This is a genomic window from Acidovorax sp. CF316 (genome assembly GCF_000276605.1).
GTDB lineage: Bacteria > Pseudomonadota > Gammaproteobacteria > Burkholderiales > Burkholderiaceae_C > Acidovorax.
The window spans coordinates 1-22,979 of sequence record NZ_AKJX01000275.1 but is presented as its reverse complement, the minus strand read 5'-3'; the positions used below and the strand labels follow the sequence as shown (position 1 = coordinate 22,979).

At 58.8% G+C, this 22,979-nt stretch carries 19 protein-coding genes; 5 read left to right on the top strand and 14 right to left on the bottom strand.

Annotated features, from left to right (window positions below):
- Positions 1-184 precede the first annotated feature (184 nt).
- The 8 genes from PMI14_RS30730 to PMI14_RS34515 all read right to left on the bottom strand — a co-directional run bounded on the left by PMI14_RS30730 (position 185) and on the right by PMI14_RS34515 (position 11,198).
- Positions 185-2,152 (bottom strand): ATP-dependent endonuclease, encoded by a 1,968-nt coding sequence (locus tag PMI14_RS30730; RefSeq protein ID WP_007861184.1) that lies wholly within the window; start codon positions 2,150-2,152, stop codon positions 185-187.
- Positions 2,153-2,171: 19 nt separating this feature from the next.
- Positions 2,172-5,393 (bottom strand): type I restriction endonuclease subunit R, encoded by a 3,222-nt coding sequence (locus PMI14_RS30725; RefSeq protein WP_035206369.1) that lies wholly within the window; start codon positions 5,391-5,393, stop codon positions 2,172-2,174.
- Between the two features lie 34 nt (positions 5,394-5,427).
- A complete protein-coding gene (locus tag PMI14_RS35195) occupies positions 5,428-6,474 on the bottom strand; it encodes a hypothetical protein (RefSeq protein WP_157405918.1) in 1,047 nt (348 codons plus the stop codon).
- A gap of 4 nt (positions 6,475-6,478) precedes the next feature.
- Positions 6,479-7,765 carry a restriction endonuclease subunit S gene (locus PMI14_RS34520; RefSeq protein ID WP_007861181.1) on the bottom strand — a complete coding sequence of 429 codons (1,287 nt, stop codon included), beginning with the start codon at positions 7,763-7,765 and terminating at the stop codon, positions 6,479-6,481.
- Complete coding sequence (locus PMI14_RS30715; protein WP_007861178.1) at positions 7,755-9,305, bottom strand: class I SAM-dependent DNA methyltransferase; 1,551 nt, start codon at positions 9,303-9,305, stop codon at positions 7,755-7,757. The genes PMI14_RS34520 and PMI14_RS30715 overlap by 11 nt, the downstream gene beginning before the upstream one ends.
- Before the next feature lie 138 nt (positions 9,306-9,443).
- Entirely contained in the window at positions 9,444-9,863 is a 420-nt protein-coding gene (locus PMI14_RS30710) for a type II toxin-antitoxin system VapC family toxin (protein ID WP_007861176.1), read from the bottom strand.
- Positions 9,860-10,114 (bottom strand): hypothetical protein, encoded by a 255-nt coding sequence (locus tag PMI14_RS30705; protein ID WP_007861174.1) that lies wholly within the window; start codon positions 10,112-10,114, stop codon positions 9,860-9,862. The genes PMI14_RS30710 and PMI14_RS30705 overlap by 4 nt, the downstream gene beginning before the upstream one ends.
- A gap of 97 nt (positions 10,115-10,211) precedes the next feature.
- On the bottom strand, positions 10,212-11,198 hold the full coding sequence (locus PMI14_RS34515; protein WP_007861173.1) for a MobA/MobL family protein: 987 nt from the start codon (positions 11,196-11,198) through the stop codon (positions 10,212-10,214).
- A 220-nt stretch (positions 11,199-11,418) separates the two neighbouring features.
- On the opposite strand from PMI14_RS34515, the gene PMI14_RS35190 reads away from it, so the two are divergent.
- Positions 11,419-11,736: a hypothetical protein gene (locus tag PMI14_RS35190; RefSeq protein WP_007861165.1), complete on the top strand. Its 318-nt coding sequence runs from the start codon at positions 11,419-11,421 to the stop codon at positions 11,734-11,736.
- A gap of 73 nt (positions 11,737-11,809) precedes the next feature.
- Here PMI14_RS35190 and PMI14_RS33870 read toward each other — a convergent pair whose 3' ends face one another.
- Both PMI14_RS33870 and PMI14_RS34510 read right to left on the bottom strand, forming a co-directional pair.
- The gene (locus PMI14_RS33870; RefSeq protein ID WP_007861164.1) at positions 11,810-13,228 is read right to left on the bottom strand and encodes an AAA family ATPase; all 1,419 of its coding nucleotides are present in this window, start codon (positions 13,226-13,228) and stop codon (positions 11,810-11,812) included.
- A gap of 315 nt (positions 13,229-13,543) precedes the next feature.
- Positions 13,544-13,870 (bottom strand): helix-turn-helix domain-containing protein, encoded by a 327-nt coding sequence (locus tag PMI14_RS34510; protein ID WP_081497445.1) that lies wholly within the window; start codon positions 13,868-13,870, stop codon positions 13,544-13,546.
- Between the two features lie 456 nt (positions 13,871-14,326).
- Here PMI14_RS34510 and PMI14_RS30690 point away from each other — a divergent pair, with 456 nt between their 5' ends.
- Positions 14,327-15,445, top strand: a complete 1,119-nt coding sequence (locus tag PMI14_RS30690) for a hypothetical protein (RefSeq protein WP_007861163.1) — start codon at positions 14,327-14,329, stop codon at positions 15,443-15,445.
- Positions 15,446-15,456: 11 nt separating this feature from the next.
- Here PMI14_RS30690 and PMI14_RS30685 read toward each other — a convergent pair whose 3' ends face one another.
- Positions 15,457-16,371 carry a hypothetical protein gene (locus PMI14_RS30685; RefSeq protein ID WP_035206353.1) on the bottom strand — a complete coding sequence of 305 codons (915 nt, stop codon included), beginning with the start codon at positions 16,369-16,371 and terminating at the stop codon, positions 15,457-15,459.
- Between the two features lie 246 nt (positions 16,372-16,617).
- Positions 16,618-17,841, bottom strand: coding sequence for a hypothetical protein (locus PMI14_RS30680; RefSeq protein ID WP_007861155.1), 1,224 nt, complete (start codon positions 17,839-17,841; stop codon positions 16,618-16,620).
- A gap of 1,338 nt (positions 17,842-19,179) precedes the next feature.
- On the opposite strand from PMI14_RS30680, the gene PMI14_RS30675 reads away from it, so the two are divergent.
- From PMI14_RS30675 to PMI14_RS30665, 3 genes are all read left to right on the top strand, one after another.
- Positions 19,180-19,392: a hypothetical protein gene (locus PMI14_RS30675; RefSeq protein ID WP_007861151.1), complete on the top strand. Its 213-nt coding sequence runs from the start codon at positions 19,180-19,182 to the stop codon at positions 19,390-19,392.
- Positions 19,389-20,645: a tyrosine-type recombinase/integrase gene (locus tag PMI14_RS30670; RefSeq protein WP_007861150.1), complete on the top strand. Its 1,257-nt coding sequence runs from the start codon at positions 19,389-19,391 to the stop codon at positions 20,643-20,645. Before PMI14_RS30675 ends, PMI14_RS30670 begins: the two co-directional genes overlap by 4 nt.
- 215 nt (positions 20,646-20,860) lie before the next feature.
- Positions 20,861-21,346: a hypothetical protein gene (locus PMI14_RS30665; protein ID WP_146187926.1), complete on the top strand. Its 486-nt coding sequence runs from the start codon at positions 20,861-20,863 to the stop codon at positions 21,344-21,346.
- Between the two features lie 113 nt (positions 21,347-21,459).
- Here the strand turns inward: PMI14_RS30665 and PMI14_RS30660 are convergent, their stop codons facing one another.
- Together PMI14_RS30660 and PMI14_RS30655 are read right to left on the bottom strand one after the other, a co-directional pair.
- Positions 21,460-22,341 carry an HNH endonuclease gene (locus tag PMI14_RS30660; protein ID WP_007861148.1) on the bottom strand — a complete coding sequence of 294 codons (882 nt, stop codon included), beginning with the start codon at positions 22,339-22,341 and terminating at the stop codon, positions 21,460-21,462.
- 76 nt (positions 22,342-22,417) lie between these two features.
- On the bottom strand, positions 22,418-22,979 hold a 562-nt coding region (locus tag PMI14_RS30655; protein WP_238541934.1), incomplete at its 5' end, for a hypothetical protein.

Sequence of the window (22,979 nt, the reverse complement as noted above, 5' to 3'; positions counted from 1 at the left end):
TTCCGGGGCACTTCTCAACCGCCCGTCCTAGGGAGATGCCCCTCCGCTACCCCCGCTGCCCCGGCGGTGTCCCCAGGATTGCCCCCAACTGGAGAGGCTTTCTGTTAGTCGAAGGCTTTTGATACTCCTCCCATCCGGCGACCGTCGAGCCATGGCTTGAGCCTACTCGACATGTACCGCAATCCTAGTCCAGCAGCTGATTGAAGGCTTTGAAGACTTCCTCGAATCGGTCGAGCGTCGCCCGAACCGCGGGCGTATCTGCGTCCAACACAGACGGGCTTTCCAAGAGCCAACGAGACGCACCAAAGTGGTCGAACTCGGCGACCGTCGCGGGCATCAGCTTGAACAGTGCTTCCGCCTTCTTGACAATGCGCGAGGTTGGCGCCGCCGCCATCAACGCATCCTTCGTCACCGCATTGGCCGCTGGCGGCTTGTAGGCTCCATTGAGCATCTCGACGAAGAGGTCGGCATCGAACAGATCCTCTACATCCGACTCGGTCTGGCTTGTGAAGTCCGCACATGTGTAGAAATGTCCAGCTTTCAGGATGTCAGCCTTCTTCAAGTTTTCGATCTTGGTTTTGTCCCCATTGGCGATGTCCGAGAGCACCGCGATGTTGATCCTATTGCCGCCGAACAGCCTCACGAACGGAGCGATTTTGTCGATGCCGCCCGAGGGGCACAACGTCCACTTCGGGTCGAGCCCAACGCGACGGCGCTTGGTCAATGCTTGCGACAAAACCTGCAGATAGAGGATGTCCGACGGGCCTTCTACCAACCAAGTGTTGGCGCCGATGAACAGCGATTGGGTCACCTCGTAGCCCAACGCGCCTTGGAGCGGGAAGAGCGTGTCTTCGTTGACCTCCAGCACGTCGGATCGAACTTTTGTCCCCTTAACTTCCGGACGCTTGCCTGGCTTCTCCATGACCACGTCCTCCACGATGCGAACATCGGCGAGGCGGTCCATCGGCACCATGAAAGGCGAGTGGGTGGTGAAGATGACTTGGTGATCCGGCAGCAGCCGCTCGACGATGTAGCGCAGCAAATCACCTTGGGCCTTGCCGTGCAGGGTCAGGCCCGGTTCGTCCAACAAAATGATGGCATTGCCGTTGCCCGGAGTTTTTCTCAACTGCTTGAACTGGGCGAGGAAAGAGAAGAACCAAACAAAGCCCGCGCTGCGCTCGGACAATGGCAGCGTCGCCTTGTGATTGTTGTTTTTAATCCGAATTTCCGCCACGGTGCCCGTGTTGAACGGAGCTGGGTCCTTGGCCTTTCCACTGTCGATGTCGATGACCACTTCCAATGCGTTGTTCTGGCTCCAGAACTGGAAGATTTCCTCGGTGATCTCGTTGCTCGCCGCCTCGCAAGTGGCCTTCAAGGTCTCCCGGCGGTCGGCTTCAAGCAGCTCCTCAAGCGTCGTTCCCGCATATTCCAAGAACGCTAGGAAAATCTGGTCGCCGACTGAAACCGTCTTGTTTTGCTTGTCCTGCTGGAGCTTCTGAATAGAGACCATGCCCGACATGCGCTCGAAGTGGGAGGTGAAGAAGAACTTGGGCTGCCTTGCTGACAAAACATCGATCACGCCCTTGGAGAAGCTGGAATCCCTGCACTTCTTGATGTCCTGCAGAAGCGCCTCCTGCTTTGGCGTTCGCTCGGCCAAGCCCGTCAATGCCTTATCTGCTGCTGGTCCATCCACCACGCCATGCAGGACGTTTCGCTCTGGCGCGTCGAGTGCATGTTTGGTCAGCATGTTTTCTAGCACCTTGGCGCTGTCGATCTCTATCACCCAGATTCGGTTGTCGTCATCGTATCGAAATCCAAAGTGGGCTTGGAACGTGTCACCCTTCAACACGCCTGCCCCAAAGCGCCTTTCTACTGCGGCGATGTCAGCAGCTTCAAGTCGCCACCATGTTCGGATCACCTCTGCCGTTCCATCTTCATGGCGGTCATCAAATCGAGTTGAGAAGCGCCGGGGGTAGTCGATGGGCTCATCGAATTCAAAAGGCTGCGAAGGCTTCAAGCCGCGCATCGCGCTCAGCAGCGCCGTCTTGCCCGCCTCATTCTTGCCGACAAGGCACGTGAGGTCGCCGATCTCAAATTCCCCGCTGTCCTCGACGGACCGATAGTTTTGGACGCGAACTTTTGTCAGCTTCATCGAACCCTCCCCTTGTAAATCAGATGTGATTGGCAACCCGTACAAACGTACTGCGTGCATCGCTCCAATATGCAGACAAGGCTTCAGCCTGCTGTAGCACAGTCTGCACGGCAGCGTCCTGCAAATTGGGCGGATAGCCATATTTCCGAAGGATGCGCTTTACCAACACCCGCATCCGGGCACGGGCCGAATCTCGATGCGCCCAATCCACCGACACATTCTCACGCAGGCTTACAAGCAGTTCATGTGCGATCAGCCGCAGCTTTTCGTCACCCATCATTTGCACCGCGCTTTCGCTCTCAGCAAGTGCGTCGTAGAACGCGATCTCCTCATCTGACAATCCAGAATCTTCGCCGCGCTGACGGGCAGCGCGAATGTCCTTGGCAAGCCCAATGAGCTCTTGCAAGACCTCGGCGGTGGTAATGGCGTTGGCGTGGTACCGCGCCACGGCATCTTCCAGTCGCTCTGAAAATACCTTGGTCTGAACCACGTTCGTCTTGCTGCGCGAACGAATTCCGTCGTTGATGAGTTTGCGCAACGCCTCCAACGCAAGATTCTTGCGCTTCATCTGTTGCACTTCTGCAAGGAACTCGTCCGACAGGATGGAGATGTCTGGGCTCTTGATGCCCGCAGCGGCCAGGATGTCCACGATCTCGGTCGAGACCACCGCACGGCTGACGATTTGTTGGATGGCCAACTCGCGCTCTAGCTGGGTCACCCCGGAACCCGTACTGCTCTTAACCAGTGCGGCACGGATTGCCTGGAAGAAGCCGACTTCCTCCCGAATGCCCCGGGCTTCGTCAGAGGCGGATGCAAGGGCGAATGCCTTGGACAACGCCAACACGGCGTCTTGGTATCGACGATGTGAGTTCTTCTTCCCCTCCGCTGTTTTCTCCTTCTCCGCCAGCTTCTGTTGCAGATCGAGAATCCACTCAATGGCCCCCGCCATCATCGCCAGGCGTTCCTGTGGCGTGCCACTCATCGCGGAGACGTAGTCGTAGCCGTGATACATATCCCGCACGACCTCGTACTTTTCCATCATCACCGCGATAGCCTGCGCTTCGTCGACGCCGGTATTTTCCTGGTCATTCTTTGAATACTGCTGCAGGGCCGATTTGAGGTTTTGCGCAATGCCGATGTAGTCCACGATCAGCCCAGCGGGCTTGTCGCGGAACACACGGTTAACGCGCGCAATCGCCTGCATCAGCCCGTGGCCTTTCATCGGCTTGTCCACATACATCGTGTGCATGCAGGGCGCATCAAAACCGGTGAGCCACATGTCACGCACGATCACCAACTTGAGCGGGTCTTTGGGATCGCGGGCGCGTTTGGCCAGCAAATCGCGCCGGGCCTTATTACCAATGTGCTGCTGCCATTCCTCCGGGTCGCTAGCAGCCCCCGTCATCACGATCTTGACAGCGCCCGCGTTGTCATCGGTGCTGTTCCAATCTGGCCGCAGCTTGACGATCTCATCGTAGAGCTTGACGCAAATTCGGCGGCTCATGCATACCACCATCGCCTTGCCGTCGAGAGCGGCCACGCGATCCTCGAAGTGGGCGACCATATCCTTCGCCACCAGACCAAGGCGGTCGCGGCTGCCAACCAAGGCTTCGACCGTTGACCACTTCTGCTTGAAGCGTTCCTGTTCGGCCTCGGAGTCCTCCTCGGTCAATTCATTAACCTCGGCGTCGATCTTTGACTTCTCGTCCTCGTTGAGTTCGATGCGCGCCAGCCGTGACTCATAGTAGATAGGCACGGTCGCGCCATCCTCGACAGCACGGCTGATGTCGTAAACGTCGATGTAGTTTCCGAACACTGCCGGCGTGTTGACGTCGTCCGCCTCGATGGGTGTGCCCGTAAAGCCGATGAAGGATGCGTTTGGCAGGGCGTCGCGCATGTACTTGGCAAAACCGTATGAGATTTCTCCGGTCTTGGCGTCCACCTTAGCTTTGAAACCATATTGACTACGGTGTGCTTCATCCGCGATGACGACCACATTGCGGCGCGTTGTTAGTGGCTCCGCGATCTCGCCGAACTTCTGCAGGGTCGTAAAAATCACGCCGCCCGATGCTCGGCTCAACACTTTCTGCAGGTCTTCTCGGCTCTCGGCTTGCACCGGCGTCTGGCGGATCAGGTCTCGGCACAGCGAAAAAGTCGAGAAAAGCTGATCGTCAAGGTCGTTCCGGTCAGTTAGCACCACCAACGTCGGGTTGGTCATTGCCGGGTGTTTGACCAGTTGCCCGGCGTAAAACGCCATCAGCAGACTTTTACCGGAGCCTTGGGTGTGCCATATCACGCCCGCGCGCCTATCACCTTGGAGTTGAGTGTTTACACTTGGCAAACCGTAGTCAGCAAGGTCCTCTGCCACACCCTGCACGGCCATCGAAGCACGAACAGTCGATGCCACTGCATGCCGGACTGCATGGAACTGGTGGTAGCCCGCAATGATCTTGGCCAGCCCGGAACCGGTTTCGCCGAAGACCGTGAAGTGACAGAGCAGATCGAGCAGACGGCGATGCTCGAACACGCCCTCGATCAGTGTCGAAAGTTCAGGTGCGCCTTTCGGGGCAACTTCCGTGCCGTCGGTGGTACGCCATGGCATAAAGCGCTCAAGGTCTGCCGAGAGTGAACCCACCCGGGCTGCAATGCCATCCGAGGTGACCAGCAGCGCGTTGGTGTTGAACAGCGCCGGAATCTGCTTCTTGTAGGTCTGCAGCTGGTTGAACGCGCCCAGCAAATGCGCCCCGGCGCTACCCGGCGCTTTCAGCTCGATGACGCCCAGTGGCAAGCCGTTCACAAACACCACCACATCGGGCCGCCGGTTGTTCTGGCCGTTGATCACCACGAATTGGCTCACCGCCAACCAGTCGTTCTGCTCTGGGTGTTCGAAGTCGATGAGCACGACCTTGCCTGCCGTCAGCGTGCCGTCGTCGGCGTAATACTCAACGTCCACGCCTTCCGTCATCAGTTTGTGAAGACGGCGGTTCTCTTCGAGCAGCGATGGCAGTTCGGACTGCATCACGAGCCCTACTGCATCCTGACGCGCCTCCAATGGCAAACCAGGGTTCAAGCGCGCAACGGCATCCTCAAATCGTTTCTTGAACACGACCTCATCATGACTCTCACGCTCCGGTCGGTGTCCATCTGGGCCGATGTCCTCCTCGCGTTCGACGATGTAATCGAGAGCTCGCAGCTGATCCAGCAACGCCTGCTCGACGGCGGCCTCAGATAGAAAAGCCATCATTGTTCCCCTGCGAATCTGGATTCGTACATTTCTATTCAGCCCCCAATCCAAAAATTCCCCGCAACTCGTTTATTTCTGTTGCGAAGTTTTTTCGACTTTCTTCGTGACGTGTGGCTTCACCAATAACTTCGTACTCAAGCCGCCGGTCGGGATCTTCCCCTCGTGTCTTTCTAAAGATGCACAGACGAGTCGTGTGACCCACACCGTCCTCGCGAAAAAAAACCATCGGGCGAAGCCCAAAAATTAATCCATCAGCAAGCACTAGCATCTGCCCTTTCTGGAAGTATTTCGCAGAGTCAATCATTTGCTGATGACTAATCTTGATATTCTGAATTGTCCTAGTAGAACTGTGTCCTCTAAAAATTTCACATCTCAGAGTTGTTCCATCAACTTGACTCAAGTACCGAACGATTTGTACGTCTTCCAGGCTATCCAGCTCTGCAAGAACTTCCACGACGTCTACATAGCATTCGCTTATCCAACTCCGTGCCTGCGCCTCAGACTGCGCCGCGCTATGAGAGAAGGCATTTCGAGACTGGTTGAGCTCCTTCATCGCTGCGAGCGTCACCGCCGGCGATATTTTTGCGACGGCTGGCAAAATTCCTGCGGCACTCAGTTGGGTAGTTATTACCTCTATGTTCTCGAGTCTTTTTGCAACACTGTCGGTGAACAAATCCTTAAACTTCAGCGGATCTAAGACCTGGATATTTCGATGACGGCATTCCGCCACGGCGAGCGCGTGCAAGATGTCGATGACCGACTCCCAGGTGTCTCGGAGAAAGTGAAGGCGCTGCAGATCACTTTCGTACCCGTTCTCGAATCGGTAGAAATAGTAGGCAATCGGTGATGGAAAGTGATTGCATACAGATTCTTTTATTACTTCTTCGCGCTGTTGCGTAAAATCAGAAAATGTGGCTTCATAAGTGTCCGCACTCATGGTGAAAAGGACAAAGCTTGGCCTTGGCTGATAACCAAGAATGTCGAGTGTTTCGCCCGACTGCTCTGAGTACCGGTCATCCAACCATTCGTTGTATGGTGGACAGGCCTCATAATTGTTGGCGTCGAGCTGAAGCTTCATCTGGTCAAGCCCCGAGGATGCGCTCGGCATCGTGAACGCGCAGTTCGCCGGAGATTACCTTGGGCAACAGCGTGTCGCGCAATTTGACCAATGCAAGATTTTCATTGCTCGACATTTTTTCGAGCAATGACTGTGCCTGGGCTGCGAAGAAATTCAACAATACCGCCGATGGCATGGCAACCATCTCAGACTCTAGGAAGCGAGTGGTCTGAAAATTTGCGATTCCCGTGCTTTGATTTTGGTATTTCCAAGTTCCACCTGCGGCATAAAGATGCTGCAGATGCATGAAGGCAAGCGCGCCGAGACCTCTGTTCTTGGGCTGGAAGCGCCTACAGAAGCTGGCGCAGACAACAGCGTTACTAAACCGCTCGAGGGTCGATTCCGAAATAAAGATGGAGCGACCTGTTGGCTGTGTTGGACTACCTCCAGAAATTTCCAGAACGATATCGCCAGCCTGCAACTGACGAGAGGCGAGTTTTTTGGCAGACGTGTATCGAGTCGGCACCTTCCCGATGCCGCCTGACGAAACATCAGGAAAATCTGTTCCGCGAATTATGGAGACGACTTGATTGTGGTCATCTTCTGGAGCGTCTTTCCCCCAGTCTCCGCCGATTGTGCTTTCCAGCAACGAACCAAACGGAATGTGTTCCCACCCTTCTGGAACCTCGCCCAACTCCGATTCGACGAACCGGTCAGGAAAGAGGTCGTAGAGGTGCGCGGGCAGGCCGGGCAAGGATTGGCCGGGTTGCCAGCGGCCTTCCAGCTTGGCACGCACCGGCTCGAAGTCCACGAACCACCCCTTGAATAAGGCGAGTGCTGCCGCTTCCAGTGTTTCGTTCGCACGACGGTTGAGTTCGATCTTATCGTCCAGTGTGCCGATGATGTGGGCAATGGCGCGTTGTTCTTCAGGTGGTGGCACCACTACATCAATCGAAGAAAGAATTGATTGATTCAGGAGTGGCTGACCTGAACCAGCGCGACGCTCGTTCAAGTTCAAAGTTTGGAGCAGGTAATATGCAAAACGTGCATCACTTCCTTCTTTGGCATTTGCGCGTATCGCGTTATCTGTTACCCAACATTCGAGTTTTGAGAAGAATGTTGAGCCGCAATACGAACCAACGCGCCCGACGATAATTGTGTCCTTTGGGGCGTTCTTGAACTCCGATTGCCCAATTGGGCCATTCGAGCCAAAAACACAATACTTGCCATCATTGGTTCTTTCTGGACTTGTTTTGCCATTTGCAAAGTTCAATACATCTCCAAGGGAGCGAATCAGCCAATCATTCGCCATACCCAAGCTCCTTCAGGTTGACCTCAATCGCCGCATCCAGCTTGGCCGCTGTTGCCCGCTGTTCGCGCCACACCGCAGAGAGTCGCAGCATTTTTTCCTCGAACGGCTCGCCGTCGTCTTCCTGTTCGGACGCGCCGACATAGCGCCCCGGCGTCAACACATGATCGTGCTTGCGGATTTCGTCCATTGATGCTGATTTGCAGAAGCCCGCCACGTCAGCGTATTCGCCCGCGCCATCTTCACCGCGCCAAGCGTGGTAGGTGTCGGCGATCTTCTGGATTTCTTCGTGCGTGAGTTCGCGCCGGGTGCGATCTACCAGCACGCCCAATTTGCGTGCGTCGATGAACAGCACCTGCCCGCGCCGGTCGCGCAGGCCCTTGCCGGGATTCTTGTTGCGGGCCAGAAACCACAGGCAAGCGGGAATCTGCGTGGAGTAGAAAAGCTGCCCAGGTAGTGCCACCATGCAATCCACAGCATTGGCTTCAAGCATCGCCTTGCGGATGTCACCTTCGCCGGATTGGTTGGAGCTCATCGATCCGTTGGCCAGCACCACGCCCGCCGTGCCGTTGGGTGCGAGGTGGTGGTAAATGTGCTGAAGCCACGCGTAGTTTGCGTTGCCCACGGGCGGTGCACCGAAATTCCAGCGCACGTCTTCACGCAGGCGGTCGCCGCCCCAGTCAGAGATGTTGAATGGCGGATTGGCAAGGATGTAATCGGCCTTGAGATCGCGCTGTTCGTCCTTGTGGAAGCTGCCCTCGTTGTTCCAGCGGATGTCGGAGTCGATGCCCCGCACCGCCAAGTTCATTTTGGCCAGCCGCCACGTGGTGTAGTTCGACTCTTGCCCATAGATCGCGATGTCGCCGATGCGGCCACCGTGCTCGGTCACGAACTTTTCCGACTGCACGAACATCCCGCCCGAGCCGCAGCACGGGTCGTACACGCGGCCGCAGTAAGGCTCCAGCATCTCGACCAACACGCGCACCACGGAGCGAGGCGTGTAGAACTCGCCACCACGCTTGCCTTCGGCTCCGGCGAACTGGCCTAGGAAATACTCATACACCCGCCCGAGGATGTCCTTGGATCGGCTGCCTTCCTCATTGAGCGCAATGCCGGAGATCAGGTCGATCAACTCACCCAGCATCACCTTGTTGAGCGCGGGGCGAGCGTAGTCCTTGGGCAACACACCTTTGAGCGACTCGTTGTCCTTCTCGATGGCGCGCATTGCGTCATCGACCAAAGTACCGATGGTGGGCAGCTTGGCATTGGCCTGCAGGTGCGACCAGCGCGCCTCCTTCGGCACCCAGAAAACGTTGTCGGCAAGGTACTCGTCCTTGTCCTCCGCGGCCTGCGCATCTTCGGCCAGCAGGGCCTTGTGCTTGGCCTCGAAGGCGTCGGAGATGTACTTTAGAAAGATGAGCCCGAGCGCGACGTGCTTGTAGTCAGAGGGCTCCATGTTGCCGCGCAGCTTGTCGGCTGCTTTAAACATCTCCGCCTCAAACCCGAGATTACTGCCATTGTTGTTTGTGCCGTTTGTTGCCATCGATGTACGTCCTATCTTGTAATTTCTTAAAGCTCCGGGCATGACCAAGCAAGAGCCATTTGTTTTCTTTCCTGGATAGCTTCTACAGTTCGTCCAGCAGAAGCAATCAAATAAAACTCCACCCGCTTATGCATGTACTTACGCCTGCCACGGATTAATGACAGTAATACCTGCGGCCTCGAACGGGCTGACGTCTCGGGTCGCGACAGCGAACCCGTTGGCCGCCGCGATCGCCGCGATGTAGCCATCGGCCGTGGCCACGGCCAAGCCAGCGCTGCGGGCCTTAGCCATCAGCGCCGCATAGGCCTGGGTGCAGGCCAAGTCGAACGGCAATACACGGCCGGCGAACAGGGGTAATACACGCTTTTCCAAGTTCTCTTGCAAGCCTGCCCGACGCTTGCCGGCCGGCAGTAGGGCAACACCCGCTCGTAGGTCTGCCACCGTGATGGCGGAAAGGAACAAGGTCTCCATCGCCTGGGCGTCGATCCACTCGATCACCCGGGGCTCCGGCGCCTGTCGGAGTGGCTCCGACATCACGTTGGTGTCGAGCAGAATCATTCGATGCTCACCGGGCGTGCAGGTGTCTTGTCGCGCACCTGCTCGAATACAGCAAACTCTTCATCGCTCAGCTTGGCTTGGCGGCCCATGTCAGCCAAGAGCGAGCCCAGCTTCACGCGCCCCTTGGGGCTGATCGCTGACTCCAAAATCTCGCGCACCTCGGCCTCCATGCTCTGGCCGTGCTGGGCAGCACGGACGCGCAGAGCACGGTGCACTTCCTCGGAAAGGTTGCGAACTGTCAGCATAGCCATGGCGATCACCTCGAATGCATTCGATGCATGCATTCTACAACCACGCATTCACTCGCGAGCGTGGGGATCGCGCTGAACCGTGGAACGCCCTTCGGTTTCAGCGTCCCGGGCGTCGCCGGGCCGGCCGAGAGCCGTTCCAGGTGTTGTCCGGTTGGCGGCTGGCTTCCAGGCCTTCAGGCTTCGCCAGACGCGCAGAAACTGCGCCCTTTGGCACCTTCGGCTGAGGGCGGCGTCGCCACAGCAGCAAGTCGGACGCTTGGTCGTCGACAACACGCACCGGACGCTGGTCGCCTGGCTTTGGCTCGATCCGCGCAGCCAAGCGTGCTTTCATCCGCATCAGTTTGCCCATCTGCTCGTCAAGAGCCTCCAGCCGCGCATTCCGCCGTCGCAGACGCGCGTTGAGGCTGGCTCGCCTCCGAGCTGAAGCACCCTTGATGCCAATGTGCACGGCGGGCAACCGCTCAATACCTCGATCCTTGAAGCTTCTGTGGTCAACGCGCTCGGCAGATCCCTTGCGGGCCAGCGCAGCGTTGACCGAAAGCTGCCAATGTGGCCGCAGCCATGACACGGAGTCCGCTGCGCCACTTCGCTTGCAGGCGATGGGATCGAGCCTCTCTGCCTTTTTGCCGAGCCCGCCGTCGGCATCGACCGTGCATGCGGTCAGGAGCAAGTGTGCGTGAAAATTTCGGTCATCACCGCCGCGGGATGGCGCGTGCAAGGCGCAATCCACTCCGACACCAAACTCGGTGGCGATGTCTCGGGAGAAGCCGAAAGCCAACGCGGCGCGCTCGTCGGCATCCAGCTCGTTGGGAAGTGCGAGCACAACTTCGCGCGCGAGCACGGCATCACTCCGGCGGTGGTGCAGCTCCAGGTCGTTCCAGAATTTCTCGCGATCCCGCACAAACCGGCCGCCCGGCAGGTGAATGCGCGCGTCAAGCACGCCCTTGCGCCGGCGATAGTCAAAGACCTGGCCGGTGCGCAGATCGGTGATCAATACGCCGGCGCGATAGGCCGCGGCAGCCGTCGCAGAGCGACCGCTGCCGCGAGCAATGGGTGCGCGTGCGCTCAAATGAAAAATAGCCATTCGCAGTTCCTCAAGGGTGTCGGGGCGCAGCCCTGACCGCACGTATTCCCGCAGCGCGGGAATACTCTAAGTGCGCCCTTTGGGACAAGCCGTCCGCGCCTCTTATCCAACAGCCATTCGCGACAAAGGCCAAATGAACAGGGGCAATCACTACCGCGCAGCCCCACGGATGGCTCGCCAATTCATACACTGTACTGAGCAAACGTATCCAGGAACGGCCATGACACCCAACAACATCCAGTCGATTGACATCAAACTGCAGCAGCTCAAAAACAGACGATCTCAACTGCTCGCGAAGCAGTGCGACGCAGAGCGCAAACGCAGTACGCGCCAGGCAATCATTATTGGCAAATGGATCATGACCAAACAGGCCGTGCTTGCAGCAGCGATCCCACACGAGCTGGAGCGTGATCAAGATCGCGCGGCGTTCGGCTTGCCGCCGAAAGCGGAAAAGGTTCCGCAAATCCCGGGCAATACCCAAGTTGACATCTTGCTTCCGCTGGACGACCACCCTGCGCCTCCATCAACAGAGGTTTGAACCTCGGGTAACCACAACGCCCAGCGCGCCGATTGGCGTTGACGGGCAGTTGCGCGCCGCCCGCCAGCACACGTCAGCTCGACGTGAAGCCCATTGCCGCGCGACGGTGCTGAGCACCGTCCATGCGGAGTGCCGGCCAGTCCTCTGCGTTCAGATGATCCCGTTGCGCCATCACAGCACGCGCGAATGCGATCTCCATCGAGAGCTTGATGGATCGCGGGCTCATGCCAGCAATCTGACGGTCCAGCGCAGCAGGCAGCTCCACCGAGAACTGCACCCTCATCTTGCGAATCAGCTCGGACAGAATTTCCCGGGCGATCGTGTTGAGTTGCGTCGGCGATGGCTGCGCGATGTGGAACACCAGCATCCGCGAACGCAGCGGGGCCGGCACCTCGCTCAGGTCGTTGGCAGTCGCGACGATCCTAAGGTGGCTGGCGTCGAACTCCAGATCTGGCAGCGACTGGTCGACGAAGTGCTTTGCTGTGTGCTCTTCCAGTAACGAATACAACGGCCCAAGCGCGCTGTACCCGATGGTGTTGGCCTTGTCGATTTCATCGAGGACCACCAGGCCATTGGCCACAGGCGCATGCCCGGCTCGGCCCCACGCAAGCGACTCGAACAGCTGGCCGGGCGAGGAATTCGACCAAAAAGTGCTTGAGCCCGCGATCGTGCTGGAGTTCGTCTCCGCCGCGACCGACAGGAACAAGGGCGGCGGCGTGCCCAGAAGATCAGCCAGCGCGTTGGCGAAGCGCGTTTTGCCGATGCCCGGACCGCCCACCAGCAAGATGGGCGCCAGCCGATGGGGAAGTCCCTCCGAGCACAGCGCGATGTGTGGACGAATCGCAGTCTCGATCGCCTGCTCGAAATTTGGGAAGCTCTCTACCAATGCATCGAGCCGGCGCTGCCAGCCAGCAGGGATCGAAGCCATGGGCCGGCTGAGACCACTGCGCGCGAGACGCTCCAGGGTCTGCGCGATTCTGCGGCCGGCATCGCCGTCACGCCCTTTGACCCGCTGTTCCAGCTGCTCGGCATTCTCGGCGAATCGGAACACATCGACGGGGTTGCACTGACGCGGCCCGGTGACCAGTCCCAGCAGGTCGAAATCGCCCTCGACCGCAGGAAGATCGAAGTCCGGCACGTCCTCCATCGCCTGCGGCTTGGCCTCGCGAATCTCGGCGGCGAAACGCCTGTTGTGCAGTTCCTGCAGGGCCTCGGACAGGCTGGTGAGGGTCGCATGCTCGAGATCACCACGGCGTGGTGAGAAGTCGAACATGATGTGGAGCGCGCCGCACACCTTCACGCAGTTGACGGTGGCTCGACGCGGTTGCCTTCGCCCCAGGATCAGCACACACGAGCGGAGGAACAGTTCGCTCAGTTGCCTTCCGTCGCGCGTGAGTTCGGGGTCGAGCCGAACACTCAGCCAATCGGGGCATTGGAACAGCGGCAGTACCTCGGCCACGCCGACAGTAGTTTCAAAAAGGTTTTCAGTCATACATAACGCTCAGTTGGGGCGAACGAAGTCCGCGATGACGCCGTCAAGTACGGCGCGCCAACTGAGGAATGAGTGACCTAGCTTCCGGCTATGCCCGCGAAATCCGGCCGGCCGCTCTCACGCACCACCTGTTGAGGCGGTGAAGTCCGGGCGTCGAAGAACTGGGGCATGTGGTGTGTGAGGCGAAAAACGCGGGATACCTTTGAATCAGGTGCGAGCAATAACGCCACCGTCACTGTAGCGGCACACCCATCGTCAGTACAAGAAAAACCTGGCCGGCTGGCCGGCCGGTGAAGGCGGCAATTCGACCTCTGGTCACCTGGCCGGCCCGTCACCCTCTGTACCTTGGAGCAGCTCCTTGTAGGCACGCTCGAACTCCCGCGAAAGCACGGGCAGGCTGCACCCCAGTGCGGCTGCAATCTTGACCACGCCGACAAGATTTGGAACCGTCCGTCCGTTCTCAATGGACGACATGTTCGAGCGACCGATGGCTGCCGCCAGTCCAACAGCTTCCTGCGACAGACCCTTGGACGTTCGCAACACAACAACCGCTTGGCCGAAGGCCTTTGCAATCGTCGGATCGGTCGATTTGGAGCCGACGGGCCGGCCCCTGAGGATGACTTTTTTGCTTGCTGTTGCCATCCCATAAGGGTCGGTTTACGTATGCATAAAAACCACACTTAATTAAATACATCGGTGTTAGAGTCGGTGCAAATGCTTTGAAAACTGGAGGTGCCACTACTGGTACCACTTCAAGCATTTCCCTCAATACCTATCGCTGATGACCCCATCCAACTGGACTGACCTGAGAACCGCCGCGGCCCTTCTGTTGACGGGCTTACTGCTGAATGGCCCTTTAGGGGCGCAGACTGCTCAGACGCAGCCCAGAACATCGCCGCCCACGGCGACACCTCAACACGCCGCGACCACCGTGTCCACGGGAGCGACTCAGCGTGATCTCGAGGCCCGGGCAGCGGCAGCCGCTCAGAAAGACACGGACCCGCAAGTCAACGGATCGGTTCGGGACGTCCCGCAGCTCACTTCAGCCAGATAGCTCGCCTCGCTCGCCACTTGTTCAACCACTGTGGGAGCTCGTCCGTGATCGCATCCATTCTTCTCATCACCTACGCCGCAGCGTCCGTCGCGCTGGCCTTCTGGAGCCGCCGCGCGGTCAAACTGCGGCTTGACTGGGCCCACCCGCGCATGCGTGCACCTGTTTTCTCTGGAACCGTGCGCAGCACTGGCGGCGAAGGCGCCCTCGGCGCCGCTGATGCAGTCAGCACGGCGGTACTGAGCAGCGCTTCTCCAAATGCGGTCATGGTGTTCGTCATCGTCGTCGCCGGCCTAATCGGCGGCATCATCGGTGCAGGCGTGCTGCCCGCCCTCGTGGGCGGCATCGGGCAGCCTGGGTGGCCGGGCATGATGGCGCTGGCGGTGGTCACTCTGGCCTGGGCTTGGATCGGGGGATCCCTCGCGCTGCCCGTGCTGGCCCTGGCATTCAGCCTCGCCCCCGTCCTGGCCGGCCTGGCGGTGCTCGGGTTCATCGGCATGATGCTCGGGCAAACCTTCGGCTCTGGGCACCCCGGGCTCTTCTCGTCAACAAGCACCTGGCAAGCTGGCTTCGGCGCACGGCTGGACTACAACCTGTGCGCGGCGGGCACCTCGCTGATCACGCTGGGCAACCCGCAGGAGATCGAGCGGCGGTGCAAACAAAAGGTCGTCGGCGCACACCCCGTCGAAGGGCGGTTCGCCGGCGTCTACAGCTGTCAGCCAGGCCAGCGCGTGGCGGCGATCGTGGATGTTCGCCCCTACGGCCCCTTCCGGGGCGGTCTGAAGACTGCCGAGTTCAGTTTCGGCGATCGGCCTGAGGCCATGTTTCCGAACGGAATGATTGCGGGCGTCATCCGCCCGAGCGGCGCCGTGAGCGAATTTCTATCTGATGAGCTCAAGTGGATCCAGAAGCCCACAGCCGGCTGGGGCAAACCTGATCAACTGTCCATCACAGCACTGGCCTCTGGCGGGATCAATGTGAGGCTGATGAACACGCCATGCACGGATATCCAAGCTAAGCGCTGCGAGCCGGCGGAGCCCGGCCGCGTGCCCACCTGCGAGCAGGAGTTCGCGAAGCTGGACATCAAGCTCTATAAGCCTGGGACGCTCAAAGAACTTAGCCGGACGATCGCTGAGCAGGAGGCTCGGCAGGCGCGAACCCGCTGAGCCCCGCCTGATCAGGCAGCGCGCCGCTGGTCGTGCGGCGATGGAACGGATGCCGGTGAGGCATCACCGGCATCGTTCTGGGCCTCGCGCAACTTGGCAATCTCCATCATCTGCTCTGCACAGCGCGCTTCCAGGGCAGAAACCTTGGCAGAGAGCTGCCACTCCTCCTGCCGTGCCAGCCGCTCGGCGGCTGTTGCCTTCTCCAGCTCGTCCTGCAGACGCTGGCGTTGCGCCTCCGTCCTGAGCTCAAGCACGGCGGCATCTCGCGCGCGTTCAGTCAGCTGCTGCACCAGTGCGTCCGCCACGGCTGCCGCTTGCCGGGCTTGCGCGAGTTCTTCCTGTCCGGCTTTCGCGAGTTGCTGGGTTTCTTCCAGAGCAGCTTCGAGGCGGGGCATCGTGCCCAGAAGCAGGTTTGCGCGGTCGAGATGGAGACGCAGTGACTGCACCTGCGCGAGTGCCTGGGACGATCGCGCATTGGCGTCGGCGGTCTTGGCAGCGCAATCGCGGCGCACTTCTTCGACCTCACGAACGCGCTCCTGCAGCTGCCCCTTGCACCGGAGCAGCGAAGCCTGCGCCGCAGCCAGCTCTTCATCGTTGGCAACCAGCTTCGCGTCCAACTCCTGCACGTGGGTGACGAGCGCGTTGAGCGCATCTTCCGCCGCCTGGGCGCGCAGCTCAGCCTGCTGGCTGGCCTTCGTTTTCGCCTGCTCGATGTGCACGACGAGCACCTTCGCAAAATCCGGGTCCAGCTCCGCTTTGCTTTCGATCATCGCTTGTTGAGCGTTCCTCAGGACTCCCATGAGTTCATTCACTTTGTTGGTGTCCGCCTTCAGGAGCTTGCTGACCACGCGTACCGTCGCCTTCTGGCCGTTTTCCTCGATTTGTCGGATGGCGGCAGCGACTTTGGTGAGGTTGAGTTGAGTCATGTCGTACTTTCTTTCTGATTTCATAACGATGGCGTTATGGGTTGTTATTGGTCCGGCGTTATGGGCCGTTATGGGTTATGCGTTATGCCGTGTTATGGCTTCCGGGCGGTTTCATGAAGCCTGCATCCGGTGGTCCACGCGACGAACCCGGCGTAAAAAGGAATCGCGGGCGAAGCCGCTTCTGCAGCGCTGCAGCGAGACCTGTTGGGGATAGTGCATGCCCAGGCAGGTGCTGACGAATACAGGTCATGCCACCTCCATCGACCGGAGGTACGCCAGATACCCGTCTCGACGCAGACTTTCGACAACGAGCCCAGCGCGGTGCGAATCGGAGTCGGCAACGTGTTTGAGGCGCAGCTGTGTCAACACGACCGACGCCTCGACCTCGTTTTCCTGCACGATGTACCGGTAGATCCCGCTTCCGAAGAACGCGGATTTGCCGTCCTCCGCAGCCCTGGGATACAGCGCGCTGCCTTCAATCGTGTCGGTATCCTTCACCACGGCATCGATTTCATGCTGGAGGTGCCGGCCGTCCGTGAAGGTGCTGCCGCCCTTGACATACAGCGTGGCTAGAGGCGCACTGTCGCGTTCGGTGAAGGGCGATGCGGTCCACAGCACGTGCGCGGCACTGACAAGTCCGAGCGACCTCAGCACGTCCAGTGCGGCGGCAGCCCTATCTTCCGGCGCCTCTTGGCGACGACTGGGCAGGTCTTTGAACAGCTCGTCCGCATACTCAGCACTGATGCGGGGGAAGCCGGCTTCCCGGACCAGGACCAGACAATGCCGATCGTTGCGGAACAACGGCATGACATGTTCGAGATCGCCGATCGGCCCACCCCCGCTGTACGGCGACATGAGGGTGCAGGCCAGCCGGGGATCGACACCGGCATGGCGCTCCAGATCGAAGTGCCACAGCAAGGCGCAGTACAGCAGCAGGGCGTCCGTGAAGGGCCGTCCCCCGCGACGGCCGGCCTGGGCATACATCATGCGCATGAAGTCCGAATTCACACCCTTGACACTCCGCCGCACAGGACGCTTATCCGCCCCGTGGTAGGGGTCCAGGAAGCGCTGGTCGATGTCGACGAGGTCGTCGATGCGCTCGGGATCGACCAACCAAGTGACGGCATGCCCGGCGGTCTTTGCGCTTGCCTCTTCCAAGTCAGCAACCGCGGGTGGCCGCTGAAGCGCATTGATGCCGAGGAGTTCTTCCACAAGCTCAGGCACGCTGCTCTTGCGACTCAGCCCAGTGCGGTTCTCGACGGCTTTGGCGCCGTGGGTGCAGGCCCTTGGGTATTCGGTGTTCGTGTGGTCGACACCTGCCGCGAGTGCGAAGTACGTTGCGACCGCCCGCTCGCAAGCGTTTTGGTTCACGTAGCGCAGACCTGAGAAGGAGATCTGGAAATAGACACGGTCGTCTGACTCGTCTTCCAGCACCCCTGCAACTTCATCTGGCGTTTCGGCTGTTGTCATGCCACTGCGCCCTTCGTGTCCCTGTTTGTCGCTTCCTTTGTGTTGGGTCGCGAAAAACGATGTGCGCTGACTTCTTTCCTATGAGCAATTGATGCTTGGAAAAATGGAAGCCTTGATTCCTCGAGTGCTTGAATCGTTGAAGTGGGAAGGAGTTCGGATTCAGCCGCTCGCAGTGCGGGTTTCAGCGCATTTTGGATACAACGGAGAACCTTCCGAAAGGCCGTCAAATGCATGGCGGAAAACCATGTGCCTTTGGGCGTGTCGGGCGGAGGCGAGCCCAGACGGTGGGGTGAAACAACCATTGATTGATCCTGTCGTACGACCGCGGAATGCAGTCGATGCATTGCAGTCTGCCGACCGGTCTAGACGGGATCAATGATTTTCCGAGCCACCCGAAACGCCAAGACTTCTTGATTTTTCGGAGTTATGAGATTCACTCAAATGCGAGTTACCTGAAGTGACTCAACGACTTATCTAAAAATATGTGATGTTGCTCAATGGTTTATTTTGTACTTGCTATTCCATCGGCTTGTTAATGTAAAGACACGAATAGCATGTTGCAATAAAGCAACATCCGATGATGAATAAGAGTTTTGTGACTCTTAGCTCTGATCAAGATATATTTTTCGCCTGCAACGATAAACTTTGTAGCCGAATCGAACCGCACAAGCGGACACGTCACTCGGTTGATGTCGCGTCTTGCGCATGGCAACTTGACCAGCAGATCGAGACGCAGCCGATGGCGCCAACTGGTAGTGTTGCAAAAAAGCGTCACGCCTTTGATTTCCCAAGTTCGCATTTCTTGACCAGTTCACCCATGTATCCAGATACTGGCGACGTCCTTGAGCGAAAAAGAACCTGTTGCGGCAATGTGGGTGCACGGATCGCAGCATGTAGTGAAAGGACTGACTAGTGCACTGACGACATCAGGGGTAGCCCCCTGATCCATGACGGAGCCCGGCGAACAAGATCTCCCGGGGCAATGGACGGTCGGAAATTGATAGATCCGGTTCGTATCCCCTAATTCTGGGTAGGGGGATCAGGAGCGCAAAGTTGCGACGGACGGTGACCCGGTTCTTTTCCCCTCGGGGATTTTGAACCTTGGATCACCATGCACGAATGCCAGAAATCGGCCGGCCTCTCTAGCCATATCCTTCCTGTCCGTCTGTCGCGCACTGCTGTTTCCACAGCAGTCAGCAATTTGCGCTGCAGTTCAGCGCTCGAATCACCTCGCCAGGGATTTAGTTCGCCGTGGCAAGCGCAAGTCGAAGAACTCCAGGACGGAGTGAAGCGCCGTCCTGAGTGGTCACTGGGCCAACGGAGCGAAGGGCTTACCCGATGAGCGCGGCCCAAACCCTGACCGTCGACGCTGCAGCCGGATTCGTGACTGTGAAAAAGGCTGCCGAGTTGACCGGCCTCTCGGTGAAAGCCATTCGCCGCAAGCGCGAAGAAGGCATCTGGCGCGAAGGACGCGAGATCGTGGTCGGCCCTGACAAGCGGATCTACGTGGACATCGAAGCCTTCCAGAAGTGGGTTCGGGGGCTGCAATGAAAACGGAAACCTCAATCAAGAGCCTCCCCGGTGTGGAAAAGCGCGGCAACTCGATCCGAATTTCGTTCACAACCCGGGACGGCACGCGCCACAAGAAGACCTACAAGCTCGACGGCATCGTGATGGCGCCTACCGGGCCCAACATGAAAGCCGCGATGCGGCTGGTCCAAGAGATCAAATCAGAGATCAAGCTCGGCGTCTTCGACATGTCACGACACTTCCCCGACGACGTGGAGGTGCTCGCCGCCGCGCAGGCCGAACAAGCCAAGCGCCGCACAGTGGCGCAGCAGCTCGACATCTGGCGCTCATCTCTGATCGTGGCCCCCTCCACTGCGGAGGGTTACGACACCGCCGTGCGATTCTGGAAGAAGGCGCCGGCTGCTGCCCCCCTGGAGGGGCAGACGTGGCAGGACATGCCACTGATCGGAGAGGTGCCTATTGACGCCCTCGTGCTGTCGCAGGTCAAGGCGGCCTTGGCCAGCAAGGCCCACCGTTCAGGCAAGACAACCAACAACTACATCAGCGTGCTAAAGCAGGCGCTGGATCTGGCTGTTGGGGATCGGCTCATCCCTGATCACCCGGTGGCCGGCAAACCGGTGAGGCGCACATGGCAGGCCGGTACGCCTGACCCATTCTCCAAGGCAGAAGCCAGCCTGATCGTGGCGGACATGTGGTCGCACTACCCTCCACAGGTCGCAGCCATGTGCGAGTTCTGGTTCCTCACCGGCTTGCGGACGTCCGAGTTGCATGGTCTGCGGTGGGGCTCGGTCGACCTTCGGCAGGGGACGATCCACATCCACGAAGTCATGGTGCGCGGCAAGTCCAAGGCGACGACCAAGACGAACAAGGATCGGCAGATCAAGCTACCCCAGCGCGCTCTGGATCTACTCAAGGCGCAGAAGGCCAACACCTATCTGCGTGGAGAGCACGTTTGGGATGACCCGCGCAACGACGGTGGCCCCTGGGTCGACGAGCGCCCCTTCCGCCGGTCGTATTGGACGCCGACCATCAAACGCCTGGGCATCCGCTACCGCAAGCCCTACCAATGCCGCCACACGAACGCCACGATGCGACTGATGGCCGGCCAGCGCCTTGGTTATGCAGCGCAGCAGATGGGGCACACGGTAGATATGTTTGTGCACACCTACACACGCTGGATCAACGACGGGCACAGCGCGCTGGAAGACCAAAAGCTCGAGCAATTCCTAGCGCTAGAAACGCCGGACCACAAGGCAACGGGAGGTATCGCTTGACTGATGCGCCTTCTACAACATCTAAAGCCACAAATTTGGATCTTAGGAAGGCCTGCCACCGCGCGAAGCCATAACCGGACATCGAGCCTAAGACCCCTCCCTTCATCCCGAGTTCCGTCGTCAGCTAGCCTGGTAGCCGCAGACGGGCTCCCCTCATATTCTTACCCTATATGTCGAAAGCACTTCGTACACGTATCCGCCGAAATCTAATCAGCTTGATCGATAGCCAAGGCAGCGTCAGCCTCGCTGCTCTGGCCATCGGAGAAAGAGGTGTCGCAATTTCCGGCCTTCGTAACTCTAGGCCCAAAACCACTTTTAGGTTTGTGTTCACAACGCAGCCTGATTTCATTGAGCTGCATGAGCGACATGCTGGCGTCAATGAGCTACTGCCGTCAACGCCGGCACTGCATTTTGGCCTTGAGAAGGGCGAGCGGGAATCGACGGAAATTCGAATCCTGGAAGATATTGCTGACCTATCGACTGACGATCGGTGGAGTACACGCATTGCGAAGGGTTTACAAGACGGCGAGGACGATATTTGGTTGAATGAATGGCTATCCGCCCTGATGGATGACTGCCCGGAAGCTCAAAGCAGGATTCGACGAGCGCTGATCAAGACGATCGACGAGCGGATGCTTGAGGACATCGAAGACGCTATTGCAAACGGTCTTGCTGCAATCGCCGAACAGCGGTACGCGTAGGCTGGATCTGAACCGACCCGGGGCGGTTCACCACAAGGCCTTGGCCGCGTGGTCAGCTCATCGACAAGGCCCTATGAGGCAGAGATCTTGGGCCAAGCGTCTCGCCCCAATTTTCAAGAATCGCCGTCATCCATGGGATACCAAGACTGATACCGCCCGGATGTAACGGGAGCACCGTCGCGCTTCTCATGCTGATTGCAGCGCACACATAGCAACTGCAAATTAGTGATGTCGTTCAAGCCCCAGCTCGATAGCGGAACGATGTGATCGTAGTTCTCCACGTTGTCGATGTTCAGCAGACCCGTGAGATCTGTATCGCACAGCACACAACGCCCGCGGTCGCGGAAGAACACCGCTCGCCGCGCCCAACTTGGAGGCCGCACGCGCGCAAGCTTGCCACTGGACGTTAAAAGCGAACGATCAATGTCTTCTGCCAGATCCCAATCGCCAAGTTCCAGGATCCTCGACGCGAAGACATTGAACATCATCATGAGTTCGCGGTTCTGAAAGAGAACGTGGAAGACTTCGTCCACCGTTTGCTCGATCAGTTCTCCATAGGCGGCCGATATCCAAATCTCGTTCATGTATTCGTAGATATCGTCCGCATCGGCAGACTCGAACTTCTTGCCCTCGTCCTTCAGGAACTCGAAGAAGGTCTGATGATCGATTCCATGGTGTTCGAAGGCGTGCTCGATAGGCAACTTGTGCGGCTGCAAGTCCGCGATCGCGGGCGGGATGTCCTTGAAGTTCGCATAGATCGACTTTTGCTTCTCGATGTCGAAGTCGTCAGCCTGCTCCGAGTGCACCCCTTGGATCACGAATCCAATGAACAAGTGCAGCACCGATCGCTTTTCATAGGGCGCGAGCCAGCCAGCCCATTGCTCGTCGCAGTGAAATCCTTCCAACCAAAGCAGGTGGTCAAACGGCTGCTTCAGAAATCCGCTGACGACATCGCACATGTTGTAGGTCTCGTAGAACCTGGCCTCGAACTGCATGTTCTTCCCTTCTCGGCCATCGGCCGCTCCGTGGGGATGAGGCCCACCTCTCCTGGCGGCCTCTCCCGCGCCGCTTTCAACCCCATGCGACCCAGCAAGCCAAATACTCGCCAATCACGATGTGGGCGTAGTTCCCGTGGCCTTGGCCAACCAAATAGCGATAGCGCCCCTCCTGCACATCCAGCCAGCCGTCGGGCATCTGACCTCTCAAAGGCAACGCCCTGAGGAAAGCGCGGGACCCCAGCTCTGGCCAGACCGCCATGGGCCCCGGCTCAGGGCACTCGAAGAATTCGCGGCTCTCGGCCGTCAAGACCGAAAGCGGCGCGATCTCAAAGACATCGGGATCGTCCCGCTCCTGAACGCTGAGCTCGAAATGCAGATGGCCGCGCGCGAGCTTCAGGACCACATTGCGCACGCGATCCATGTCCGGGTGCCAAGTCTTGCCCCCATTTTCGTCGACGGTAACGGTGGACTGAATTTCCGCGGCCAACCTCGGCGTCTTGGAGAGGATCCTTTTGATGTTCTCGCGACGCAGCTCCTTCGGCTCGGTCGACCCGCACATGACGCACTCCAAAAAGCACGCTAGATTGTTGATTTCCATGCAAACCTGACCCACCGGGGGTGCGGATAAAAACTTG